22 protein-coding genes are annotated in these 26,307 nt (G+C 28.4%); 12 read left to right on the plus strand and 10 right to left on the minus strand.

Going from position 1 to position 26,307, the window contains the following annotated elements:
* The first annotated feature begins 253 nt into the window (after positions 1-253).
* From GM111_RS03980 to GM111_RS04005, 7 genes are all read left to right on the plus strand, one after another.
* A complete protein-coding gene (locus GM111_RS03980) occupies positions 254-1,432 on the plus strand; it encodes an SIS domain-containing protein (protein ID WP_231479765.1) in 1,179 nt (392 codons plus the stop codon).
* Positions 1,433-1,440: 8 nt separating this feature from the next.
* Positions 1,441-3,558, plus strand: a complete 2,118-nt coding sequence (gnpA, locus tag GM111_RS03985; protein ID WP_156299578.1) for a 1,3-beta-galactosyl-N-acetylhexosamine phosphorylase — start codon at positions 1,441-1,443, stop codon at positions 3,556-3,558.
* A 25-nt stretch (positions 3,559-3,583) separates the two neighbouring features.
* Positions 3,584-4,912: a carbohydrate ABC transporter substrate-binding protein gene (locus tag GM111_RS03990; protein WP_156299579.1), complete on the plus strand. Its 1,329-nt coding sequence runs from the start codon at positions 3,584-3,586 to the stop codon at positions 4,910-4,912.
* A 66-nt stretch (positions 4,913-4,978) separates the two neighbouring features.
* Positions 4,979-5,875, plus strand: a complete 897-nt coding sequence (locus GM111_RS03995; RefSeq protein ID WP_156299580.1) for a carbohydrate ABC transporter permease — start codon at positions 4,979-4,981, stop codon at positions 5,873-5,875.
* A gap of 11 nt (positions 5,876-5,886) precedes the next feature.
* The gene (locus GM111_RS04000; protein ID WP_231479766.1) at positions 5,887-6,774 is read left to right on the plus strand and encodes a carbohydrate ABC transporter permease; all 888 of its coding nucleotides are present in this window, start codon (positions 5,887-5,889) and stop codon (positions 6,772-6,774) included.
* A gap of 8 nt (positions 6,775-6,782) precedes the next feature.
* Positions 6,783-6,950 (plus strand): DUF6903 family protein, encoded by a 168-nt coding sequence (locus GM111_RS08205; RefSeq protein ID WP_197034474.1) that lies wholly within the window; start codon positions 6,783-6,785, stop codon positions 6,948-6,950.
* Entirely contained in the window at positions 6,947-8,380 is a 1,434-nt protein-coding gene (locus GM111_RS04005; RefSeq protein WP_156299581.1) for an arylsulfatase, read from the plus strand. The genes GM111_RS08205 and GM111_RS04005 overlap by 4 nt, the downstream gene beginning before the upstream one ends.
* Positions 8,381-8,396: 16 nt before the next feature.
* Here the strand turns inward: GM111_RS04005 and GM111_RS04010 are convergent, their stop codons facing one another.
* The 3 genes from GM111_RS04010 to lacD form a co-directional block, all read right to left on the minus strand.
* On the minus strand, positions 8,397-9,647 hold the full coding sequence (locus GM111_RS04010) for an ATP-binding protein (protein ID WP_156299582.1): 1,251 nt from the start codon (positions 9,645-9,647) through the stop codon (positions 8,397-8,399).
* 136 nt (positions 9,648-9,783) lie between these two features.
* Positions 9,784-14,217, minus strand: coding sequence for a S6 family peptidase (locus tag GM111_RS04015; protein ID WP_197034475.1), 4,434 nt, complete (start codon positions 14,215-14,217; stop codon positions 9,784-9,786).
* A 96-nt stretch (positions 14,218-14,313) separates the two neighbouring features.
* A complete protein-coding gene (gene lacD, locus GM111_RS04020) occupies positions 14,314-15,288 on the minus strand; it encodes a tagatose-bisphosphate aldolase (protein ID WP_156299584.1) in 975 nt (324 codons plus the stop codon).
* A 157-nt stretch (positions 15,289-15,445) separates the two neighbouring features.
* Here lacD and GM111_RS04025 point away from each other — a divergent pair, with 157 nt between their 5' ends.
* The 3 genes from GM111_RS04025 (at position 15,446) to GM111_RS04035 (ending at position 18,838) form a co-directional block, all read left to right on the plus strand.
* Positions 15,446-16,669: a phosphoglycerate kinase gene (locus tag GM111_RS04025; RefSeq protein ID WP_156299585.1), complete on the plus strand. Its 1,224-nt coding sequence runs from the start codon at positions 15,446-15,448 to the stop codon at positions 16,667-16,669.
* A gap of 82 nt (positions 16,670-16,751) precedes the next feature.
* Positions 16,752-17,651, plus strand: a complete 900-nt coding sequence (gene era, locus GM111_RS04030; protein ID WP_156299586.1) for a GTPase Era — start codon at positions 16,752-16,754, stop codon at positions 17,649-17,651.
* Between the two features lie 2 nt (positions 17,652-17,653).
* Positions 17,654-18,838, plus strand: a complete 1,185-nt coding sequence (locus tag GM111_RS04035) for an ADP-ribosylglycohydrolase family protein (RefSeq protein WP_156299587.1) — start codon at positions 17,654-17,656, stop codon at positions 18,836-18,838.
* A gap of 26 nt (positions 18,839-18,864) precedes the next feature.
* On the opposite strand, the gene GM111_RS04040 is transcribed toward GM111_RS04035, so the two are convergent.
* A complete protein-coding gene (locus tag GM111_RS04040; protein WP_156299588.1) occupies positions 18,865-19,881 on the minus strand; it encodes a hypothetical protein in 1,017 nt (338 codons plus the stop codon).
* Between the two features lie 181 nt (positions 19,882-20,062).
* Here GM111_RS04040 and GM111_RS08210 point away from each other — a divergent pair, with 181 nt between their 5' ends.
* Together GM111_RS08210 and GM111_RS08215 are read left to right on the plus strand one after the other, a co-directional pair.
* The gene (locus tag GM111_RS08210; RefSeq protein WP_197034476.1) at positions 20,063-20,470 is read left to right on the plus strand and encodes a 5'-nucleotidase C-terminal domain-containing protein; all 408 of its coding nucleotides are present in this window, start codon (positions 20,063-20,065) and stop codon (positions 20,468-20,470) included.
* A gap of 21 nt (positions 20,471-20,491) precedes the next feature.
* Positions 20,492-20,677 (plus strand): hypothetical protein, encoded by a 186-nt coding sequence (locus GM111_RS08215; RefSeq protein WP_197034477.1) that lies wholly within the window; start codon positions 20,492-20,494, stop codon positions 20,675-20,677.
* Between the two features lie 52 nt (positions 20,678-20,729).
* On the opposite strand, the gene GM111_RS04050 is transcribed toward GM111_RS08215, so the two are convergent.
* From GM111_RS04050 to GM111_RS04075, 6 genes are all read right to left on the minus strand, one after another.
* Positions 20,730-21,083 (minus strand): type II toxin-antitoxin system PemK/MazF family toxin, encoded by a 354-nt coding sequence (locus GM111_RS04050; RefSeq protein WP_197034478.1) that lies wholly within the window; start codon positions 21,081-21,083, stop codon positions 20,730-20,732.
* Positions 21,055-21,588, minus strand: a complete 534-nt coding sequence (locus GM111_RS04055; RefSeq protein ID WP_156299590.1) for a Panacea domain-containing protein — start codon at positions 21,586-21,588, stop codon at positions 21,055-21,057. Before GM111_RS04055 ends, GM111_RS04050 begins: the two co-directional genes overlap by 29 nt.
* Before the next feature lie 226 nt (positions 21,589-21,814).
* Positions 21,815-22,612, minus strand: coding sequence for an aldo/keto reductase (locus GM111_RS04060; RefSeq protein ID WP_156299591.1), 798 nt, complete (start codon positions 22,610-22,612; stop codon positions 21,815-21,817).
* 11 nt (positions 22,613-22,623) lie between these two features.
* A complete protein-coding gene (locus GM111_RS04065) occupies positions 22,624-23,931 on the minus strand; it encodes a C1 family peptidase (RefSeq protein ID WP_156299592.1) in 1,308 nt (435 codons plus the stop codon).
* Between the two features lie 15 nt (positions 23,932-23,946).
* Positions 23,947-25,167 carry a hydroxymethylglutaryl-CoA reductase, degradative gene (locus GM111_RS04070; RefSeq protein WP_156299593.1) on the minus strand — a complete coding sequence of 407 codons (1,221 nt, stop codon included), beginning with the start codon at positions 25,165-25,167 and terminating at the stop codon, positions 23,947-23,949.
* Position 25,168: 1 nt separating this feature from the next.
* Entirely contained in the window at positions 25,169-26,305 is a 1,137-nt protein-coding gene (locus GM111_RS04075) for a hydroxymethylglutaryl-CoA synthase (protein WP_156299594.1), read from the minus strand.
* Positions 26,306-26,307: the final 2 nt, after the last annotated feature.

The raw sequence follows: 26,307 nt of genomic DNA on the forward strand, positions 1-26,307 counted from the left end.
CCTTGATTTTATCTAGTTTTTAAGTGATTTAATATACTTTTTTTGTAAAAAAAAGAGATAAAATTTATATGAATTTTCATATGTTTTTTATCTCTTTTCATTAATTAGGACTTTTCAACAGCCCCTTTTTTGTAAATTTATATATAAAAATCATTAAAAAACTGGTTAAATAAGTAGTTCTTTTTTGCACATTAAATCTTGACTTTTTGATATTTTAAAGTATAATATTATTAGATAATATTGGTTAGTACCAGTGAATAAAAAAAGAGGTGAAAATATGTATTATTTAGGAATCTGTGAAAACGTATTAGCAGAAACAAATTCATTTAATACTGCAAAAGAAATCCATACTCAAACAGAAATATGGACTAAAGCAGTTGATTATTATGAAGCAAACAAAGAAAAAATTGAAGCATTTTTAGAAAAAGTAGGTAAAGATGCACAAGTAATATTTACAGGTGCTGGAACTTCAGAATATGTAGGAAACATTTTAGCTCCTATGTTAAATTCTATGCAAGAAGGAGATTTTAGATCTATAGCTACTACAGATATAGTTAATAATCCTCTTCACTATTTAAAGAAAGATAAAAAAGTTTTACTAGTATCTTTCGCTAGATCTGGAAATTCACCAGAATCAGTTGCAACAATTAACCTTGCAAACCAATTAGTTAAAGAAGTATATCACTTATTCATTACATGTAACCCTGAAGGAGAATTAGCTCAAATGGCTACTACTCCAGAATATGTAAATAATACATTAGTATTAATGATGCCTGAAGGAAGTAATGATAAAGGATTTGCAATGACTTCAAGTTTCTCAAGTATGTTAATGACAGCTATGCTTGTATTCTACAACAAAACAAGTGCTGCTAACATGAGGGAAGTTATAGCTCTTGTTGAAAAAGAAAGAGATGCTAAACTTGAAACTATCAAAGCAATTGCAAATGAAGATCAAGATAGAATTATAGTTCTTGGAGATGGTCCTTTCAAAGGATTAGCTGAAGAATTAACATTAAAAGTAATGGAACTTACAGCTGGTAAAGTTGTTGCTAAAAGTGACACTACTTTAGGATTTAGACATGGTCCTAAATCAATAATAAACAAAAATACTATAGTATTCTTATTACTATCTAGTGAAGCTCATTCAAGAAAATATGCATTAGATATTTTAACTGAAATGAAATCTGAAGATGTAGCTAACAACATTGTTACATATTCATTAAAAGACTGTGACTGTGTTAAAGAAGCAAGTAAAGTTGTAGTAAGTCCTGCAGTTGAAATCAACTTAGAAAAAGCAATATTCACTTACTTAATTTACGGACAAATGTACGCATTCTTTAAATCACAACACTTTAACTTAACTACAGATAATCCTTTCCCAAGTGGAGAAGTTAACAGAGTAGTTAAAAAATTCCAAATATATGAATTCTAGGAGGATAAATGAGCAGAGTTACATTACCTATTGAAAAAGGGTGTGAAGAATTAGTTTTAGAACTAATCAAACTTTGGGGTGCTGATGCTATTAGAAATAGTGACGGTACAAAATTAAATGAATTCTTTGAAAATCTTGACGCAAAAGTATATTCTACATACTTCCCTGCTAGAGAAGATCAAGAGTGGCCAAGAAATAATCCTGATGAAATACAACATCAAGCATTAATCTCTGAAAGATATACTGCTTTTGAAGAAACATTAGAGATAGATCCTATGGCAGGATATTATAAAGAACAATTAGAACTTGATCCAGAAACAGTTGATTATTGGCAAGTTTTTGATAGAACAACAGGTGAACTTGTTGCTAAAGAAAACTGGACTTTTGATGGTAATGTAGTAAAAATTAATAAAGTTACAAAATTCCATGAATATACAGTAAACTTTTTCTCAAAACAAGTTTGGGATACAACACATATGTACAATCATATGACTAATAACTGGACTACAGATAAGTCTATTCCATATGATGTAGTTTTTGAAAAAACTAGAGAACATATGTACAAACATTTAAGAGAATGGTGTGAAAGAAATACTAATATTAATGTTGTTAGATTTACAACTTTCTTCTATCACTTTACTATTATGTATAACCAACATGCTATGCAAAAATTTGGAGATTGGTTCGGGTATTCTGCATCAGTTTCACCAAAAATGTTTGAAAAATTTAAAGAAGAAAAAGGTTATGAAATTACACTTGAAGATATCATAGATAAAGGATATTACAATAACCAATTTAGAAATCCAAGCAAAGTATTCCTAGATTATATAGACTTCATGCAAAGATTTGTTTCTACTATAGCTAAAGTATGTGTAGATATAGTTCATGAATATGGTAAAGAGGCAATAATGTTTGTTGGAGATAACTGGGTTGGAACTGAGCCATTTGGTCCATACTTTAAAGATATGGGACTTGACGGTGTTGCAGGATCAGCTGAATGTGGTGTAGATATACGTATGGTAGCTGATATGGAAAATATCAGAATAAAAGAAATTAGATTCCTTCCATACTTATTCCCAGATACTTTCTATGAAGGAAATACTCCTCACTTAGAATGGGAATACAATTGGATGAGATCAAGAAGAGCTATTTTAACTAAAAAAGTTGATAGAATGGGATTCGGAGGTTATTTATCTCTTGCAGCTAAATTCCCTGAATTTGTTGATGGTGTAACAAGATCAACTAATGAATTTAGAGAAATACATGATAAAACACCTAATGAAGAATGTATTAAACCTAACTACAAAGTTGGTATATTAAATTCTTGGGGTAAAATCAAATCATGGCAAGCTAACAGAACTGGACATGCTTCAGGAGTTAAAGAAAATGTTTCTTACATAGGTGTACTTGAAGCATTATCTGGATTACCATACAACTTAGAATTTATTAATTTTGAAGATATTAAAAACCCTGAAAAATTAAATGAATTCAAAGTAATCATCAACGTTGGAGAAGCTAATACTTCTTTCTCTGGTGGAGACAAATGGAAAGATCAAGAAGTTCTTAGTGCAATAAGAGAATTTGTTGCAAAAGGAAATAGTTTTATTGGAGTTGGAGATCCATCTGCAACATGCGGAAATGGTACATATTTCCAATTACAAGACGTACTTGGAGTTGACAAAGAAGTTGGAAACACATTACAATTTTCAAGATATATGAAAGAAATTGATAAAAAACATCTTGCTTTTAATGAAATTCAAGGTACAATTAATGTAGGTAATAGACATAAATATATATACTCAACTAATGAGAACTTAGAAATATTACAACTTAACAAAGAATTTGGTGTTGAAGCTAGTATCAATTCTTATGGTAAAGGTAAAGGAGTTTACTTACAAGGTTTACCTTACAGCATAGAAAATACTCGTTTCTTATACAATATCTTAAGATATGTAACTAATGACCTTGATAAGAAATATGTAAGTGACAACATTTACGTTGAAGCATATGAATTTATGAATTACATAGCTGTTGTTAACAATAGCGCAGAAAAAGTTCAAACTAATATAACAGGGTTAGGCAATGTTGAATTAGAAAAATATGAACTAAAATGGATAATGAAATAAACAAAAATATTTAGGAGGAACAATCATGAAAAAATTCTTTAAATTAGCACTTGCTGCTTTTTTAACAATTTTTACAGTAGCTTCTTGTGGAGCTAAAGCTGAAGAAAAACCTGCGGAAGGAGAAAAAGTTACTTTAAAATTCGCTGCAATCGAAAGTGCTTATGGTGATCAAATGTGGCCAGCAATAATCGAAGCATACAAACAAGTTAACCCAAATGTTGAAATCGAATTAACTCAATCTAAAGACATCGAATCAACATTACCTGGATTATTCCAAGCTGAAGACTATCCAGATGTAGTTATGTTAGCTTTAAGTAGAAAAGCAGGAATACCTGAAAACTTCGTTAAAGAAAAAGCATTAGCTGATTTAACATCAGTTCTTGATATGACAGTACCTGGTGAAACTGGAACTGTTAGATCTAAATTAACAGATGGTGCAGTAGGAAACAACCAAACTGACCCTTACTTAGATGGAAAAACTTATTTAATGCCTATGTTTAACTCTCCAACTGGATTATTCTTCAACAAAGGATTATTCGAAGAAAAAGGATGGGCAGTGCCTACAACTTGGGATGAAATGTTAGCTCTTGCTGAAACAGCTAAAGCTGAAGGAATTTCATTATTAACTTACCCAACTACAGGATACTTAGATTCATTCTTACCACCAATCTTAGCAGCTAAAGGTGGAACTGAATTCTTAAACAAAGCAATGAGCTTTGAAGAAGGTGTATGGAACTCTGCTGAAATGACAGATGTATTCAAATTATTAGGGCAAGTTGCTCAATATGTTCACCCAACTACAGTTGCAAATGCTAACGGTGAAGGATTTACTAAAAACCAACAATTAGTTATTGATAACCAAGCTTTATTCATGCCTAATGGTACATGGATAGTTGGAGAAATGGCTGCAACAACTCCTGAAGGATTCAAATGGGGAATGACAGCTTATCCAGCATTCGAAAAAGATGGAAAACAATATGCATTAAACTTCTTTGAACACATTTGGGTTCCTGCAGCAGCTAAAAACGTTGACGCAGCTAAAGAATTTATCGCATTCTTATATTCAGATATAGCAGCTAAAATCTTTGCTGAAAAAGGTGCAGTACAACCAATTACTAACTTCCCATTCGATATGCTAAGTGCTGAAAACCAAGTATTCTACGAAGCATTCAAAAATGGAGCTAACCCTCTAGCAGGTGGATTTGCTGCAACTACTCCAGTTGAAGGTGTAGATGTTAAAGGAACTGTTTACGATACAATTAACTCTGTAGTAAATGGAACTAAGACTGTTGAAGAGTGGCAAGCAGATGTAGTTAAAATGGCTGACACTTTAAGACCTAATGTAATTAAATAATTAAACAATAAATCTTATATTACAGAGGGCTTATGCTCTCTGTAATATTTTATAAAGGAGAAGCAAATGAAAAAAGGTAAAAATTATTCAAGAAACTTATTTATATTCTTTTCATTAGCTCCTGCTATGATCTTATATATTATGTTTAGAATTATTCCTACATTACAAGTATTTAGAATGTCTTTATTTAGAACTAGTGCATTATCTAGAAATCCACAATTTGTTGGATTAAAGAATTTCTCTATTTTATTTAATGATCCTAAGTTCATTAAAACATTCCAAAATACTATTTTATTAATAGTTGTTGTTACAATAGTTACACTTGCAGTTGCAGTTATTTTCGCTGCTATACTTGCAACAGAGAAAATTAAAGGCGCAAATCTATTTAGGATAATTTTCTACATTCCTAATATATTATCTATAGTAGTAGTATCAGGAATATTTGCAGCTATATATGATCCAGGACGTGGTTTAATAGATAGTATATTAATAATGTTCAGGATTAAGCCTCCTCAGTTTGGATGGCTTGGTGACCAAAGTATAGTAATTTACTCTATAGCTTTTGCATTAATTTGGCAAGCGATTGGTTACTACATGGTTATGTACATGGCAGCAATGTCAGCAATACCTGAAAGCCTTTATGAGGCAGCCGATATAGATGGTGCAGGTAAAATCACTAAATTCTTTAGTATTACTTTACCACTAGTTTGGCTAAATATTAGAGCTACTTTAGCATTTTTTATAATCAGTACAATAAACTTAAGTTTCCTATTAGTAGTACCTCTAACAGGTGGAGGGCCAGATGGAGCAACAGAAGTATTCTTAAGCTACATGTACTCTCAAGCATATACTAACCAAAGTTATGGATATGGTATGGCTATAGGGGTTGTAGTATTCTTATTCTCATTTGCACTATCAGGAATTATTAACGTAGTAACTAATAGAGAAATATTACAATATTAAGGAGGCATCACGTGAAAAAGAAAAAAGGTATGAGTGCTGAAGCACTATATAAGCTATTCATTTATGTAGCATTAGTTACTTTTGCTATATCAATAATTGTTCCAGTATCATGGGTATTTATAGCCTCTTTAAAACAAAATTCAGAATTTGTAGGATCACCTTGGACTATGCCTAAAGGTTTCTATTATCAAAACTTTATTGATGCCTTTGTAAATGCAAAAATGGGTGATTACCTATTAAACTCTATTTATGTTACAGCATTAGCATTAATACTATTAATAGTAGTTGCACTACCAGCTTCATATGTTCTAGCTAGATTTGATTTCAAAGGTAGAGCATTCTGGAATACTTTCATGAAAGCTGGATTATTCATCAACGTTAACTATATAGTTATACCTATATTTTTAATGTTACTTGATGGAGATAAATTCTTAAGAAGAAACGCTATCATCAAAAAAGCCTTTTTCTTAGACAACATGACAGTACTTGCAATAATATATATGTCTACTGCACTTCCATTTACTATATATCTATTATCTAACTTCTTCCAGTCTATATCTAAGACTTATGAAGAAGCTGCATATATAGATGGTGCAGGACATTTCACTACTATGGTTAAGGTTATGGCACCTATGGCAAGACCAAGTATAATTACAGTAATATTATTCAACTTCTTAGCATTCTGGAATGAATATATTATAGCTTTAACTTTATTACCTGGTCCTCAAAAAACATTACCCGTAGGTCTTATGACATTAATGGCAGCAAGTAGAGGAGCTGCAAACTATGGTAGACTATATGCAGGTATGGTTATAGTAATGTTACCTACATTAATACTATATATTATAGTTCAACAAAAACTTACAGAAGGTATGACTGCCGGAGGAAGTAAAGAATAGGAGATTTTATGAATAAATATTTAAAACCACTACTTTATTTAATACTATTCATCTTTTTTTTAAAACTAATAGTTAACGGGCAAAAAAATGTTACCCTTCAAGATTTAGGTAAAATGCTTGTTGGATTATTTGGATTAATTGGTCTTTTATGGGCATATAATAGAGGTCAACAATGAAAAAGAAAAATGTAGTTTTAATTGTAGTTGATCAATTAAGATACGATAGTTTAGGAATAAACGGAAATAATATAGTTTCTACCCCTCATCTAGATTTTCTAGCTAATGAGGGGTATAACTTTACTAACGCATATACTGCTACTCCGTCTTGTGTACCTGCAAGAGCTTCATTACTTACAGGATTAAAACCTGAAAACCATAGACATGTTGGTTATGAAGATGGAATAGAATTTGATTATCCTAAGACTATAGCAACTGAATTTGCAAGTCATGGATATTATTGTAAATGTATAGGAAAAATGCATGTATATCCAGCAAGAAAAACTTGTGGTTTCCACCATATAGAATTACATGATGGATATTTACATGAAAATAGGAAATATGATAAATCATATATTTCTCAATACACTCAAACTGATGATTATTTAGATTGGATCAAAGAAAAACTAGGAAATGATGTTGATTTAATAGACCTTGGGCTTGATTGTAACTCTTGGGTTGCAAGACCTTGGCAATATGAAGAAAAATATCATCCAACAAATTGGGTAGTTACGAGAGGACTAGACTTCTTAAGAAAAAGAGATACAACTATGCCATTTTTCTTAAAACTATCTTTCGTTAGACCTCATTCACCTTTAGATCCACCAAAATATTACTTTGATATGTATGCAAATAGTGATATTCCTACTCCTCCTAAAGGAGATTGGATAGAAAAGCTTGGATTAACTGAAGCAACTAAAAATATTTATGCTAAAAAAGGTATATTAAAAGATGAAGAATTAAGAAGAGCAACTGCTGCATATTACGGATTAATAACTCATATTGATCATCAAATAGGAAGATTTTTAATAGGACTTGAAGAACATAATTTACTTGATGATACTATCATTGCATTTGTATCAGATCATGGCGATGAAATGGGAGATCATAACCTACTTAGAAAGGGTTATCCATATCAAGGAAGTACTCATATTCCTCTATTTATATATGATAGAGATATTAATAAATCTAAAGAAATAGATGACATAATTGAACTTAGAGATATCTTCCCTACTCTTATTGAACTTGCTACAGAAAATGAAACTCAAGGTATAGATGGTAAATCTATAGTTAAAACTATTAAAAATGATGAGCCTATACATGAATACATACATGGTGAACATGCATTAGATGACTATTCTAGTCAGTTCATTATTACTAAAGATTGGAAGTATATATGGTATAGTAAAAGTGGTATAGAACAATTATTTAATATATCAAATGATGAAAATGAATTAAAAGATCTAATTAATGAGAATAAAGAAGTGGCTAATAAATTAAGAGATTATCTTATACAGGCCCTAAAAGATAGGGAAGAAGGTTATGTACAAGATAATAAGTTGATTAAAGGAATAAAAGCAAAAACAACACTAGATAAAAAGCAGAGATAATTCTCTGCTTTCTCTTTTATATATCTAAACTATCTTCATTTAATAAAAAGTCAAATAGACTCATAGTAATTATTCCATAATCATTTATATATGTTTCCACAACATCTTTTACTATGATAATCTTTTTGAATGAATCATTAATATTTTTTAGAGATGCACTTTCTTGCTCTATTTTCTCTAAATTAGGCATAGAATATGCTGATTGAATATATATTTTCTTATCTCCTAATGTTGCTATAAAATCAACCTCTAAATATTTTTTCTTATACTTTTCCCCTTCATAATATCTTTTTTCTACAACACCAACATCTACTAAATAACCTCTTAATCTTAGTTCGTTATATATTACATTTTCCATCAAATGTGTTTGCTCAAATTGTCTAAAATTTAGCCTTGCATTTCTTAATCCTAAATCTTCAAAATAGTATTTTAAAGGGGTTCCTATATATTTTCTTCCTTTAACATCATATCTATTTACTGCAGTAATTAAAAATGCATTTTGTAAATATTCGATATACGTTCCTATAGTTAAATTTGAAATTTTAGAATTAATAACACTTCTAAAAGTTGCTTCTATTTTACTCGGATTTGTAAGTGTTCCAATATTAGAAGCTAATATATTAATTAAATCATTTAACTCTTCTTTTCTTTCTATTCTATGTCTTTCATATATATCCTTAATATATGTTTCTTGAAATAAGGAAATAAGGTAATTCATTTTTTCTTCTTTAGTTTCCATTCTAAGAACTAAAGGAAGTCCTCCATAATTTAAATATTCACTAAAACCTTGGTACATATCTTTAGGATATACTGACATAAATTCTTTAAAACTTAATGGATATATATGTAATCTATCTCCACGTCCTCTAAATTTAGTTAATATATCATGTGAAAGAAACATAGAATTACTTCCTGTAACATATATATCTAAATTATCTTTATGTAATAAAGAATTTAAAACATCTTCAAAATCCTCTAACATTTGTATTTCATCTATTAATATATATGTCTTTCCATCTTTAGATATATTAGAATATATATATTCTAATATTTTTCCCGGTTTTCTATATTCTTTATTTTCAAAAAGATCTAATTGAATTGATATAATATTACTATCTTCCACTCCTATGCTCTTTAAATATTTTTTAAAAATCTTAAATAGAAAATATGATTTACCACTTCTTCTAATTCCAGTAATTACTTTAATCAACCCATTATCCATTTTCCTAATTAATCTATTTAAATATATGTCTCTTTCTATATGCATAATTTCACCCCATTTAAAATTTTGGGTATATCTACCCTTATTTTTTAATATTATACCATGAAATAACTTTATTTCAAAATAACAAATATTATTTTATTAAAAAATAAGGGTATTTCTACCCTTATTTTTTAAAGTATTACCAACTATATCCTAAACCTAATTTAAATGAATAATCTGAATATGATTTCCTATTTAAATTTAATCCAAAGTTAGTCGATATTAATATGTTCTTTGTAGGTTTACCATCTAAACCTATTTTAAATTTAGTTCTTAATACATCTGTATAAGTATTATCTAAACTTACTTCATTTTCTTTTAAGTTGATCTTAGATAAATTTACACCTAAATCTGCTTCAACATATGCATCTACATATTTATGTTTCAATTTAATTCCTGTATTATATCTTGCATAAAACGGTGAACTATTTTCTACTTTTACCTTCATATTATCTTTAATTATTGGATTAATTACATAACCTAAATTATTTAGATATTGTAACTCTATATCTTTAGTTAATTTAAATACTGGGCTTATCGATACATCTAAACTATGTTTAATCATATGTATATTGCCTTTTTCAGTTGTATCTAAAACATTAATATATCCTATCTTAGTTTCTCCACTAAACATTCCATACTTAATCCCAAATTTAGGAAGTATTTCTGTAATTAAGAAATTAGAATTTACTTCATTTTCCTCTAACTTGGTTGATACATTTGAATACATTGTTTTAAAATCTACTCCAGATAATATTTCTAAATCTTTGATTTTATTTACTACTTCAATATCTAATTTTACTCCATTACTTAAAAGACTATTTTGATATTTTTTGTTTTCTTGACTATTTACTTCATTATCTTTTTTATTATAATTTATAAATGAAGCATAAACACCATTTTTAAATATTGATACATCACTATTTGTTGCTAAAAGATTTAATTCATTTAAGAAATATAGTCTACTAACTGCTTTTTCACTTATTATCTTAGTTAGTATAGCCTGCATCTCTTTTTTTGTTACTTTATATTTGAAAAGATTTGATAGATTATCAGCATTTACTAAATTAATTTTTCCTGGTAAAGTTCCAATTAATACATCTTTATCTTTATTTATATCATTTCCTAGAGTAACCTTAACATTAACAACGTCTACATTTTCAATATTTAATAAATTTTCTTTATTATTTAATACTAGATCTATTAATGAACTTGAACTACCTAAATAATTTCCTATATTTATTATATTATCCTCAGATTTAATTATTCCACTATTATTAACACTCTTTAAACTTACATCTGCTAAAATTTCTGCTTCAGTATTTTCTTTTAAAATAATATTAGTATTTTCTAATTCATCTTCTCTAACTATTAATTTTCCACTATTTATTTCTAAATCTTTAATTGTATTTTCACTATTAGTAAATTCTATATCTCCATTCCCACTTTTAACTACTTTAATATCCCCAGTAATTAAGTTATTTACTAAAATATTCTCTTCTACTAATAGATTTAATTTAGATTCATTATTTCCACTATTAATTATTTTTCCACTATCTTCATTATCTTTATGTAATCTTAAATTTAATTCTGTTGCACTAACATCTAAAATTCCACCATCTTTAATTAAGAAGCTATTATTATTACCTAATTCCTCTTTATTATCTATTTTTAATGTAATACTACCTTGATTTTTATCTTCTCTATTTCCTATTATTGTAATATTTCCAATATATGTAGGATTAATAGAATTAATATCTATTACTCCACTGTCGCTATACTGTGCATCTACTATAATATTTTTAGATATTAAATTATTATTTAAAATTAAAGTTCCTCTACCAGACAATTTATATTCATCTTTAACTTCTATATTATCTAGACTTAAACTAGTATTTTTTTTAGCACCTACATACATCGTGTTTTCTATATTTTTTTCATTTTCTAATTCTAATACTCCAAGTGAACCTTCTTTAATATATTTCTTATCTTTATATTCACCAAAAGCACCATAATTTAAATTAATTACTTTAGGTTCATCTATTTCTTGATTATTATCTTCAATTATATTTACCTTACTACCCTTATATATATTAATGGTTTTATCTTTTCTTAAAAGTCCTTTACCTTTTAAATTAATTATTCCACCATCTCCTCCAAGGTTAATTATATTTATTTCCTCAGGTATTTTAATATTTTCATTTCCTATAGTAATTTCTTTACTACTTCCAAGATAAAGATTAGGATAATTTTTATATTTAACATCTAAATTAGTTACATTCTCCCCTAAACTTAATATACCCGTAGAACTTTTATCAATTCTATCTAATAGGTTTGGAAAATCAATATTTTTATCTACTTCTAAAATACTATCTTCAGAAATTTTTGTAATTGTATTACCTAAACTAGTTTTTTCTGCTACCTTAACTTTTCCTTCATTAATTACAAAAGTTCCAGTATTAATATTATCTATACTACTTATTTCAAGTAAACCTTTACCTGTTTTAGTCGCTTTAACATTTCCTGCTATCTTAGAATTTATTACTACTTTATTATTATTTTCAATATTTAATTTAAAATTTTCAATAGTACTTGTTTCTGAAAAATTTATATTTCCTTTTAATATAGTTTTATTTATCTCTTCTTCAGTTTTTGAATTTTCAAAATCTAAATTTTCTCCTTTATCTTTCACTTCTCCTTCTAATATTAATTCAATTTTTGAATCAGGAGATAAATTTATATTAGAATCTACCTCAATAGCTCTTTTAAATTCTAATATACTTCCACCTTTAACATTTATTTCCTTGGATTTAAAAGAACTTCTCTCAAATTCATTTAATAAAATATCATTATATGCTCCAACAATAATATTGTCTCCAGTAAAGATTACTTTCCCATCTTCAATATCAAATTTTCCTTTTATATCACTTTTTCCTCTTAATTCCCAAGCAATATTATTTGATGGTTTATATTTTAGATTTATATTGCCAATAAATGAACCCAAATATGTTCTATTTTCGTCTCCTTTAAAATTTAATTCAAAATTAGAAAATTTTTCTGAAGTATTTTTTATTTCAGCATCTCTATCAATATGATAAATATCTTCAAATTTTAAACTATTTCCATTTAAATCTAATTTTCCTCCTCTTAATCCAAAATATATATTATTTGCATTAAGTTGATTTTCAGACATAAGTTTTACAATAGCTCCCTTTGCAACTCTTATGTTCTTTGCAGCATATCCTCCAGTATTATTTAATAATAAAGTTCCCTCTCCTATATTTATATCTCCTTCATTATTTCCTAATGAATTAACATACAGGGTTCCTTTTCCTATTTTTCTAACTATATTTCCTTTATTAATTTTAAGTTTATACGTTAAAGTTTTATCTTCATCAATTACATAGCCTGCCGTTTTTAAATCAGCAATTCCATCTATTCTTGTATTTTCTTTAAACTCAAGTCTTGCTTCATTTATATTTGTATTACTCAAAACTTGTATAACTAAATTTGGAACATTAAATATTTGATTTTTTAAATTATAAAAATCCGATTCCTCATTTCTTTTTGTTATATTAGCATTAAAAACTTCTTTTCCATTTATTAAAAGTTTATTAGATTTAAATTCTGCACTATACGCATCATCAATTTCGTTACTTTGTGTCTTTAATTTTAAATCTCTATATTTATCTATATCACTTCTTAAAATAGAGACTACATCCCATCCTCTATTTTCTAAAGCTCCATTTCCTGCGCTATTATTAGCTAAAAATAACCATTTTTTATTCTCTTTATCCCACCAAAATAGAGGAGAACCACTATCACCATTATTAGTTCCAATATCCATAGCAGTCTTAGGTGTTTTATCTAATCTTATATTTACCCTTTTTTCATCTAGACCATTATAAAATTTAGTTATTCTATTTAATCCTCCACTATATGTTCTATTTAATTTTGAACTTGTTCCATCTTCAAAACTTACAGTTCTTTCTCCTCTACCCATTCTTGCGACTAAATCATTTTCTGAAACTCTTGATAAATCATACAAAACTTCATTAGTTGTAGCGTCATGTAAAACTCTATCTAATCTAACTAAAGCCCAATCTGTTCCTATTGAAGTATATTGATTTCCTATTGCAGTTTCACTAAATTTCTTCAATTCATTTATCTTTAAATTATACTCTTCATAATTTAAAGTATCTTTATCTCTAAATCTAGAAACTACCTTTTTATTTCCATTATATAAATTAACATCTTTTCTAATATGCCTACTTAGAAATTCGTATCCAAATCTAAGATTACCTATATGCTTAACACCAGATAAAATTTGTGGATCATCTAAAAAAGAATAACTTCCTTCTGTATTAACACCATCAAAGTTTGGAACAACTTCTAATGTTCCACTCTTACTTCCATCTTTTTTATATACATTTACGTTCGTATTCCCAAGTTTAAATTTTCCATTATTCATAGCAAATGATTCATAATCTTCAGCTGTAATATCATATCTAAGTGCTCCCGAAAAAGAAGAAAAACTCGTTATTAATAGTATAAATAATAATTTTCTATTCATAAAACTCCATTCTATAATTTTATTATACATATATTTTACTCCATTTTAGCAAAAAAAGAAAGGAAGAACATTTGTTCTTCCCTATATATTTTTCTATTATTTTCCTAATTTTAATCTCCAGTCAGTAGCTGTTTTATTTAATACTTCATCAAGTGATGTAATTTTTTCTTTACCTTCAGTTTGTAACCATTTTTGACCTGTTTCTCTTCCATCTAAGCTATATGGTTTAATTGCATCTGCCCAAGTAGCTCTTCCACATAATACACCATTAAATGTAGAACCAGCTTCTTTAGCTAATTCTAATGATTTTTTGAATAAGTCCATGCTTACTCCACCTGATAAGAAGATGAATGGTAATTCAGTAGCTTCAGCTTGTTCTTTATAGAATGCTTTAGCTTCTTCTTTAGTGTATACCCATTCTTCACCATATCCTTCAACATAGTTCATATCTACAGGTATTTCCATTTTTAATACTGTTACGTTATATCTTTCTTTTGAAAATTCTTTCATCATTTCTATTACTTTGTGAGGTCTAACTTTTGCATATTCTTTTCCAGTTCTTCCTTCTTCATCATAAGAAACTAATTCTAAGTAGAAAGGAATATCTTCACCTAAACATTCAGATCCTAATCTTTCAACAAAGATGTGTTTAGATTCGTTGATAGCTTTATCATCATCTACATCATAGTATAGTAAGAATTTGATGGCATCTGCACCTTGTTCTTTTAATCTTTTTACTGACCATTCTTCTAAAATGTCTGGTAATCTTCCTTTTTTAGTAGCATCATATCCTGTTTTTTCGTATGCTAATAATAATCCTGCATCAGTAGCTCTTACTTTAGATGCTGGTAAACCAAATTCTGGGTCTAATAATATAGAAGATGCATATTTAGTTAATTCTGAAGAAACTAAACATTTGAAATCTTCAATTTTTTCAGTAGTTGCATCTGAATAAGCCCCTATCATTTTTTTAATAGATCCTCTTTGGTCTATTGCTAAAGCACCTATGATTCCTTCTTTGTTAGAAAGTCTTTCCATAGCTGCATAAACATTTTTAGAAATTTTTCTCATAACGTGAAATCCACCTTTCAAAATTTATATATATAATTATTATACTACATTTATGTGAATTTTTCCACATTTTTTTATATAAATATATTGACTTGAAAAAAAAGGGGTTTAGTGCTATAATTATCTTGTAAAATCATATTTTTTTAAGGAGAAAAACATGGCAAAGAAAACTTTAAAAGATTTAGAAGTAAAAGGAAAAAAAGTATTAGTACGTGTTGATTTCAACGTACCTATTAAAGAAGGAGTTATCAAAGATGATAATAGAATTAAAGCTGCATTACCTACTTTAAACTACGTTTTAGAAAACGGTGGAAAAGTAATAGCTTTCTCTCACTTAGGAAGAATTAAAGCTGAAGAAGATAAAGCTGCAAAATCTCTTGCACCAGTTGCTAAAAGATTAGAAGAATTATTAGGTAAACCAGTTAAATTCGTACCTGCTACAAGAGGTGCTGAGCTTGAAGCAGCAGTTGCTGAACTTAAAGAAGGAGAAATCCTAATGTTCGAAAACACTCGTTTTGAAGATGTTGAAAACGGAGAAGTTGTTAAAAAAGAATCTAAAAACAATGCTGAACTTGGTAAATACTGGGCTTCACTTGGAGATGTATTCGTAAACGACGCATTCGGAACAGCTCATAGAGCACATGCTTCAAACGTTGGAATTTCATCTAACATAGCTGATTCAGCTGCTGGATTCTTAATGCAAAAAGAAATAGAATTCATCGGTGGAGCAGTTGATGAACCAAAAAGACCATTTGTTGCTATCTTAGGAGGAGCTAAAGTTAGTGATAAAATTGGTGTAATTGAAAACTTATTAGACAAAGCTGATAAAGTAATTATCGGTGGAGGAATGATGTTTACATTCTTAAAAGCATTAGGAAAAAATACAGGTAAATCATTATTAGAAGAAGATAAAGTTGAACTTGCTAAACAATTAATAGAAAAAGCTGGAAACAAATTAATCTTACCTATAGATACAGTAGTTGCTAAAGAATTTAACAACGATGTTGAACACCACGTAGTATCTGTTGACGAAGTTAAAGATGATGAAATGGGATTAGATATAGGGCCAGCTTCAATAGAATTATTCGCTAAAGAATTAGAAGGAGCTAAAACTGTAGTATGGAACGGACCTATGGGAGTATTCGAAATGCCTAACTATGCTAAAGGAACTATAGGTGTATGTGAAGCTATAGCAAACTTAGCTGATGCAATCACAGTAATAGGTGGAGGAGATTCTGCTGCAGCTGCTATCCAACTTGGATATGCTGAAAGATTCTCTCACATTTCAACTGGTGGAGGAGCTTCTCTTGAATACTTAGAAGGTAAAGTTTTACCAGGAGTAGACGCAATCGCTGAAAAAAAATGTTGTTGTTCTCATTAATATAAATGCACCTTCGGGTGCATTTTTTTTAGCCATGAAAAATATGATAAACAAATTTCACTAAAGGAAGCGAGGAGATAAAATGAAATCAGGATTTATATCAATAGTTGGAAGACCTAATGTAGGAAAATCAACTTTGATTAATAAATTAATAGAAGAAAAGGTAGCCATAGTTTCAGATAAAGCTGGAACAACTCGTGATCAAATTAGAGGAATAGTTAATAAGGGAGAAAATCAATTCATATTTATAGATACACCAGGTATACATAAACCTAAACATTTACTTGGAGAATATATGACTAATCTTGCCATAGAAACTCTAAATGAATGTGATTTAATACTATTCTTACTTGATGGAACTAAAGAAATTAGTACAGGAGATATGTTTGTTAATGAAAATATTAAAAACTCTAAAACTCCTACTTATGTTATAGTAAACAAAATAGATCAAATGAGTGATGAAGATTTAAATAACAAGATGGAAGAAATCAAAGAAAAATTAGGTGATTTTGAAGGAATCATAACTATGTCAGCAAGTTATGGCATTGGTGTTCATAAAATATTTGACGTTTGTGAAAAATATCTTTCTAATGATATTTGGTTCTACCCTGAAGATTATTATACTGACATATCAGTAAATAAAATAGTTATAGAAACTATTAGAGAGAAAATCCTACAAAAAACTAAAGATGAAATACCACATTCAGTAGCACTTGAAATAATTAATATAGAGTCTACTGAAGATAAAAGAAGATATGACATTAATATCTATGTAGAAAGAGATAGTCAAAAAGGTATAATTATTGGAAATGGTGGTAGATTACTAAAAGAAATAGGAATAGAATCTAGACGTGAAATAGAAGCATTAACTGATTTAAAAATTACCCTAAAACTATGGGTTAAAGTAAGTAAAAAATGGAGAAAAAATGAAAAAATGCTTAATGAACTAGGATATGATATTAAAAAATTTAAAAGGAGATAAGAATGCTTGGAGCAATAATAGGTGATATAATTGGTTCACCATATGAATTTGATCAAAATAATATTAAAACTACTATTTTCCCTTTATTTTCAGAAAAATCTTGCTTTACTGATGATACAGTAATGTCTATTGCAGTTGCAGATGGTTTAATTGCTGGATATGGAAATGAAGAATTAACAGAAAAGGAAATAATTAAAGCCATGAAAAAATGGGCAAAAGAATATCCTAATGCAGGATATGGCTTAAGGTTTTCTCAATGGGTATTAAGCGATGAATCTACTCCATATAATTCATTTGGAAATGGTTCTGCTATGAGAGTTTCTGCATGTGCTTGGTTATATAATAATCTTAGAGATGTTGAAAAATATGCTGAAATCTCTGCAAGAATTACCCACAACCACCCTGAGGGTATTAAAGGAGCTAAGGCTACTGCGGCAGCTATATTCTTAGCTAGAATGGGGGCTACTAAAGAATATATAAAAAACTATATTATCGACACATATGAATATATATTTAAACCTTGTGATGAAATACGTCCAGACTATCATCATGTAGAAAGCTGTCAAGAAACAGTACCTGAAGCTTTTGCAGCATTTTTTGAAGGAAATAGTTTTGAAGAAGTAATAAGACTTGCAATCTCTCTTGGTGGAGACAGTGATACTCTTGCAGCTATTGCAGGATCTATTGCTGAAGCTTATTATGGCATAGATGAAAGTTTATCAAGTGAGGCTTTCAAATATCTTGATGAAAATACTGTAGGTTTCTTAACTTACTATTATGAAGCTCTATCAGGTTTAAGAGCTGAAAAGATTGCAGCTATGAATAAAATAATGGAATATAAGCCATTTTTTGATAAAAGAGAAATAGTTAGATGGTTACCTACTAACAATAGAAAAACTCCAGAATTTTTTGCAGATTATGGACAAGAAGTTAATGATTTAATTAAATTAATGAACACTCCTAACTTTGCAGATTTTGGTTATCAAAAAACTATTAAAAGACTTAAAATTAATTCATTTAAAGAAGCTATACCTACTGCAAATATGCTAGGTTTAAGAGCAATGCTTACAAGTATAATAAGACGTGAAAGATTTGGCGTTGGTACTATAAGTAGAGCTATAGCTGACGGATTAGTATCTGAAATACTAGAAAGATATCAAGAAATTGTAAATAATGTGAACATATAAAAATCCACCTTTCGGTGGATTTTTTATTACCATGTATAACTTAATCCTACTTGTAAATATGGTGTTGTTGAATTATATTTTTGGCTATTTGTATCTGGTTCAATTTTAAATTCATTTTCAAATCCCACAGTTCCATTTATATTTAAACCTTTTAATATTTTGTAATCTACTCTTACACTAGTATTTAATTTAGTTTCAGTTTTTTGACTATCTAATACAAAACTTGGTATTACTAATAAATCTTTCGCTGCTTTAACTTCTACTTTATTATCTGATTTAAATCTTAATTCTGCACTTGGATCATAAGATGAATTTACTACAATGATTTTATTAATCATAATTCCTAATTCATTATCTGTAATTAATTTAACTTTAGGGTTAATAGTATAGTCTACTTTTCCTCCTAATCTTATATCAGAATTAACTCTAGTTTTCTTAAGTTTTTTACTATCAAATAAGTACTCATTTCCAACTTCTACATTTACTCCTGCTTTTCCAGTTAATTTAAGATCTTTATTTACATTGTGAGAAACATAAACTTCTCCATCTACTATATTCATATCTCCAGTAAATATATCACGTATTTGAACTTTTGGTGTAAATACATGTTTGTATTCTACATGTCCTCCTACAGTCACAGGATTAATTTTACCTTCGTTAGCATATTTTACTCTAACTGCTGGTCCATATTTTCCACCAAATTCATATGCTACTCCTACATTACCATATTTTTTAAAGTCTGCCTTCGCATTAATTTCTGTACTTTCTACATCAAAATATACTCCATTTGCTGTTCCTTTATATCCATAACCTAATTTAGCTCCTAATGTAACAAATTCATATACATCAGTTTTTACTGCTAAATCATGCTTAACCATTGTGTTTTTAATATCAGTTTTATATCCTGCAGATATTTCATTTGAAACAGTTAAATTAGTTTCTACTTCTCCTCCAAATGGTTTTGCATTGTTAAAGTCAAATACCTTATCACTAGCCATTGCTGCAAGTGGTAACATTGACGTTAATAATATAACTTTTTTCATATTTATTTTCTCCTTTTTATTATTCCTTTTTGAGATATAGCTAATTATATCACAGCAAATATCTTAATTCAACATGACTAAGGACTTTCAAATACTTATCATATAAATGAAAAACTTTTATACTCAAAAAAAATATTTGATGTATAATAAAGTTAGATACCAAACAAAAAAGAGAACTATCATGAAAAAACTTTTCTTTTCACTTCTTTTAGTATTAGTATTTTTTACTTTTACTAAAGAGGTTAAAGTCGTATTATTAGAATCATCTGATATTCATGGAAGACTATTTTCATATAAATATGCAATAGATGAACAAAAATCAAACAATGGATTAACAAGAATTGCTACACTTGTCAAACAACAAAGAGCAGAAAATGAAAATGTAAGAGGATATAACTATGATATGTTCGCTGGAGTAAACTACAAAGTAGACATAACTAAACCAGATGGAGAAAAAATAGTTGATGCAACTATTAATGGTAAACCTATAGATCCTAAGACTACATACAAATTAGCAGTAAATAACTATAAATTTGGAACTATTTCTACTTTAGGTTTAGTAACTGAAGCAGATAAATATTATGATTAAAGCTTAGAAACTGCAGGAGCAATGAGAGATTTAATCATTAAATATGTTACTGAAAAACAAAATGGAGTAGTTACTCCTAAATTAGATGGAAACTGGGAAATCATTAACTATGACTTCAACAATCCATTACTTGAAAAATTAGCTGAAAAAATTAAAGATGGAAGAACATTAAACGTTAAATCAATAAAAATTGATGAAGTTAAATAATATGAAAAGTTCAGGCTCACTATGAGTCTGAACTTTTTATTTAAACAAATATTTAGTTATCATAAATAGTATTATTGAAACCTTCTAATTTCTTGATTATTTCATAATACTTAGTATTATAGTCTAATTTTAAATCTCCTATTTCTTTATGTAGTGCCCTTTTATATATTATAGCTTGCTTATGAACCCTAATATATGAAAGTCTTGCTAAATTTAGTTTAGGAAATTTCTCCGGATCTATCTCTACATCATATTTTGGATTGTAATATTGTTTCTTCGTTATTGTTGAAACAGGTAAAATTATACAATCATTATCATTAGTTTCTCCTATTACTAAAACTGGTCTCTCTTTTAACCCTTTCCGCTTAGTTCCTATATCAAAATATGGAAATAAGGCTATATACATTTTCCCCACCATAATCGTCCCTCTTATCTATAATATGATCTTCAAATTCATCACAATACATATCCCAGTAAGTATCATAAACTCTTTCATTTTCTTCATAAATTAGCATAATACATATATTTTTTGTACATCTATCATCTTTGTCTAACCCTTCTCTAGCTTTTCTCCATGCCTTTTCTTTATGGGTTAACTCTATTAACTTACTAGGTGAAAATGATGAATATTTTTCTATTACATTATTAATAATATATCTATTAAAAACATTAAGCCTTTTCCTCTTTCTAAATACCTTTCTATTCCTATATGCCATCCTTACCTTTATAGATACAGGCCCGTATTTCCAAGCCTTCATCTTAGAATAAAAAAGTATATTTCCAGTATAAAGCATGGATTCTTTTTGAGAAAAATATACAAGCTTTTGTAGCCTTATTTCATCAATATTAAATCCATATTTCTTTAAAAACTTAATAGAGATATATCTTGCAACGTCAATTATATCTTCCATTTAACCTCCCTCCCCTAAAAAAAAAAGCAGAATGGATTCCTCCAGTCTGCTGAATTAATGTTCCACCTTTGCTCTCAGGTAGTGGGACACCATACTTTAATTCTTTTCTTAACTAAATAATATCAATTACCCTAATTTATGTCAATCATTTAACTCAACAACCAGCCCTAATTTATATTAACATATAAATTAAAAAAAGTAAAGGTTTTTTAGTATAAAAATTTAATTAATCTATTTTTCTATCATAAGGGAATTCGTCTGGATCAGCGCTAAATCTAACTCCACCATCCATTAAATCAATTTTTCTCAAATCTTCTTCATCTAAAGTGAAATTTTGAGAATTAAAATTTTCTATAATTCTTGAAGGTGTTTCAGATTTAGGTATTGCATAAATTCCTCTTTGAATATGCCAATTTAATATTACTTGTGAACTAGTAACATCATGTTTTTTTGCAATTTCTACTAATACTTCATCATCTAAATACTTAGCTTTAGCTATAGGCATCCAAGCTTCTACTTGTATACCTTCTTTCTTTAAATATTCTCTTAATTCAGGTTGTGAAAACTTAGGATGTAGCTCAACTTGATTAAAGAAAGGTTTAATAGAACAATTAGCTTTAAGTTTTTCTAAATGATGTATCTTAAAATTACATACTCCTATTTCCTTAACTGCTCCTTCATTTTTTAATCTTTCCATAGCCTTGTATGATTCGATAAACTTTTCTGGATGTGGCCAGTGTGTTAATAGTATATCTACTTTTCCATCTAGTAGTTTATGACTTTTTTCAAATGATCTTAATGTATCATCATAACTCATATCACTTGGCCAAACTTTAGTTGTAATTATTAATTCATCTTTTAATTTACAAGTCTTTAAGAAATCTCCAATAAATTTCTCATTTTTATAGAAAGTCGCTGTATCTATTAACCTATAACCTGCTTCTACTGCAGTTTGAAGTGCCACTCTCATTTTTTCTTCATCAGTTAATTTATACACTCCAAATCCTAACTTCCCTATATTCATATTTTCTCCTTTTATTTACAAATTGCAAGTGACCCCATAGGATCCCATGGTCTTAATTTTATTGGTTCATCTTTTAATTTATTTTGTAGTTCTTTAGATAGATATTTTTTATTTACTACTATTTGATAAGTATATTTATCCATCCATTCATCACTCATTACAAAATATCCATCTTTACCATTAGCTTCACCCCAGCTATTTTCTACCTTCCATCTAGTTGATTTACCATCAATTATATTTACTCCAGAAAGTACCATAGCATGAGTCATTAAACTTTCACAATATTCTAGATTAGCTGCTTTACTTTGTTCAAATTTAATTCCTAAACTCTTCTCAAATTCGTATAAATTTAAATCCATAATTCCTAATTGTCTATGAGAATTTTGACCTACATCACAACCAAACCATACAGTTTCTCCATCGCTAAGTTGTCTTATAGCTAACTCTTTAAATTCATTCATAGGTAAATTTAAATATCTTACAGGTTTTCCACCTATAACATTACCTAAAAATTCTACTGTAAACATTTCATAGAAAGGTTTATCTTGTGTAGGTGCATTAATTACACTTACATATTCATTTAAATCCATGTTGATATATTTATTATAGAAATCTTGTGGGCTAATTTCTAAATCTCTATGGAATTTCATATCTTTATCATAATATTCAAAGTTAACTGTTCTTGGTGGAACTCCTAACATAACACATAGGAAGTTATATATTTCTCCCATCATTTCTTCTTTAAGATCATATAATCCTTTTTCATCTAACTCACTATTTCTAATTATTTCAGCATTTAATCTTAATTTTTTGTTTAATAGTTTATTTAACATAGCTGAATTTGATGAGTGAAATACTTCTGGCATAGCACTTTTTGGTACCACTCCATATTTTTGTATTAGAGATACAACCATATCCCATTGTCCTCCATCTTGTTGTGGTGTAGATAATAGATGGTGCACTATTCTTGAATCTATATCTTCGCTACGAGTTTTAATTATAGCGTCTAAGAAAAAGTTTGATTTTTCTAATTTATCCCAAAAGAATGTATATGTTTGAGATAATTCAAAATTTTCTAGATTGTACTCTTTATTCATTTTATGTCTTAATGTATTTAAAGCTGCAAATATCCAACATCTTCCACTAGATTTTTGGCTAGTAACCTTACCTGTTTCAATATTTTCAGAAAATACATGTATAGTTTCAGCAAATACATCATTATTCATGACAGCATCTGTGATACCCATTCTAAGAGTAGCATTTTGTAATACTCTATAATTTTTCTCCTTAAATTTTTTTTCCATTTCTCCAAGATTCATAAAAATTCCTTCTTTCTAATCTATATATTTAATTTTTTCCTTAACCTTGTCTAAAGTAATATGAGTTTCATTCTCAAATTCTATTTCTAATTTTTTTATTTCTTCATCACTTAAACCTAAATACATTCCAAATGATTTTAGTTGTAATTTCATATGACCTTTTTGTATTCCCACAGTAACTAAGGCCCTAAGTGCAGCAAAATTTTGTGCAAGTCCAACACATGCAGTTATCTCTGCTAGTTCTTTAGCATTAGGATTACCTAATATTTCTAAAGCTATCTTACTTGTAGGATGAACCCCTACAGATCCTCCAAAACTTGCTATAGCTAGTGGTAAATCAATGCTTCCGTGTAATTTACCATCTATATATTTCCAGTTACTTAAACTTTGGTATTTCCCACTTCTTGCAGCATAAGCATGAAGTCCTGCCTCTATTGCCCTCCAATCATTACCTGTAGCAAGTGATATGGCATCTATACCATTAAATATACCCTTATTATTAGTTACAGCTCTATAGGTATCTATATTGGCAAATTCAATAGCTTTTTCTATTCTTTTACCTAAACTTTCTTCTACTTCTATACTACATTCTGCATGAGTCATACTAGAAGTTGAATAATTAGATATTATGCTCATTAATTTAGTACCATGACATACTTCAAGTATAACTGGAGCTATGGTTTCTAGCATAGTATTTACAGTATTTGCACCCATGGCATCTACTGTGTCTACATAAAGATATATAATTAAAAAGTCTTCTTTTCTTTCTACTTTAATATCTCTAGCTCCACCACCTAAATTAACTATATTAGGCTGAGATTCATTTGCAATATTTAATAACTTATCTTTAATTGCTAAAATATTTGAAATATTTTTTTCATATTCTATAACATCGTATATTGCTATTTGACCTATTATTAGTCTTTCTACTATTCTTGCTCTAAAACCACCACTATTTTTAATTATTTTAGCAGCATTACATGCTGCAGCTATAACCGATGGTTCTTCTATAGCAAATGGTATTACATATTCTTTATCATTAATTAAGAAATTTGTTGCAAGACCTAAAGGTATACCGTAAACACCTACTTGATTTTCTATAAACTTATCTGCCATTTCATTACTAAGTACAGATGAATCCATTAAATATTCAAAAGATTCATGCCCAATATTTCCATTTTCTTTTAGTAATTTTATTCTTTCTTCTCTTGTTTTTTTGTAGCTATCTTTCCACATATTATATCACTTCATATATTCTTTTATGATTTCTAATTTCTCTAAGATAAGCACTATCTTCAATCATACCAATATCTGCATTACCTTCTTCATCTAAGATAATATCTTCAAAGAATATATTTTCATATTCCTCTACACTACATCTTCTTCTATTATTTAATTTTTCTTCTATTAATTTTTTATCTAATACTTTTTCATATCCATCAACTAAAGTTATAGAAAAAAATTCAGCTACAGCTCCTGAACCATAACTAAACATTCCTATTCTATCTCCAGATTTAATATTTTTAGAATTTAATATTAATGATAACATAGATAGGAATAATGAACCAGTATATATATTTCCTACCCTTTTATTATACATAGTAGATGCTTCAAATTCATTTAAAATATTTTCATCTCCTGTAATAGATGTAAGCCCTTTGTATGCCATCTTACTATATGGAACATGTAAGCAAATTGCTTTAAAGTTAGTGTCATTATATTTTTTATACTCATCGTATGATCTTTTCAATAACTCTAAATATTTATCCACTGAAAATTTTCCATCAACTATAGCATATTTTGAATAAGTTGGTCTCCAGAAATCCATAATATCTTCACTTACAGATACTTCATCATTATTAAATTTAACTATGCTAGGATTTTGAGAAATAAGCATAGCTATGGCACCTGCACCTTGAGTAACCTCACCACCAGTATTTTTACCATATTTAGCAATATCTGCTGCTATTACTAAAACTTTAGATTCTGGTCTAAGCGCTATATGTGCTTTAGCATAATCAAGAGCTGCTGTTGCTCCAAAACATGCTTGCTTTATTTCTATGCATTTACAAAAATCATTAATTCCTAAATAATTTTTGATATACACACTTGAAGCCTTAGATTCATCAACTGAACTTTCAGTTCCTATTATTACTACATCTATTGCTTTTTTATCTTCTTCTGTTAGAATATCTCTTGCTGCCTTAATAGCAAGAGTAACTATATCTTGATTTTTAGAAGTAAATGACATTTCAAGTTGTCCTATACCCTTAGTATATTTTTCTACTTCTACATTACGAGAAACAGCTAAATCTTTAATATCTAAATATTTATCAGAGAATTCTACTCCTATTTTATCTATTCCTATATTCATAA

Source organism: Streptobacillus canis (assembly GCF_009733925.1).
Classification (GTDB): domain Bacteria; phylum Fusobacteriota; class Fusobacteriia; order Fusobacteriales; family Leptotrichiaceae; genus Streptobacillus; species Streptobacillus canis.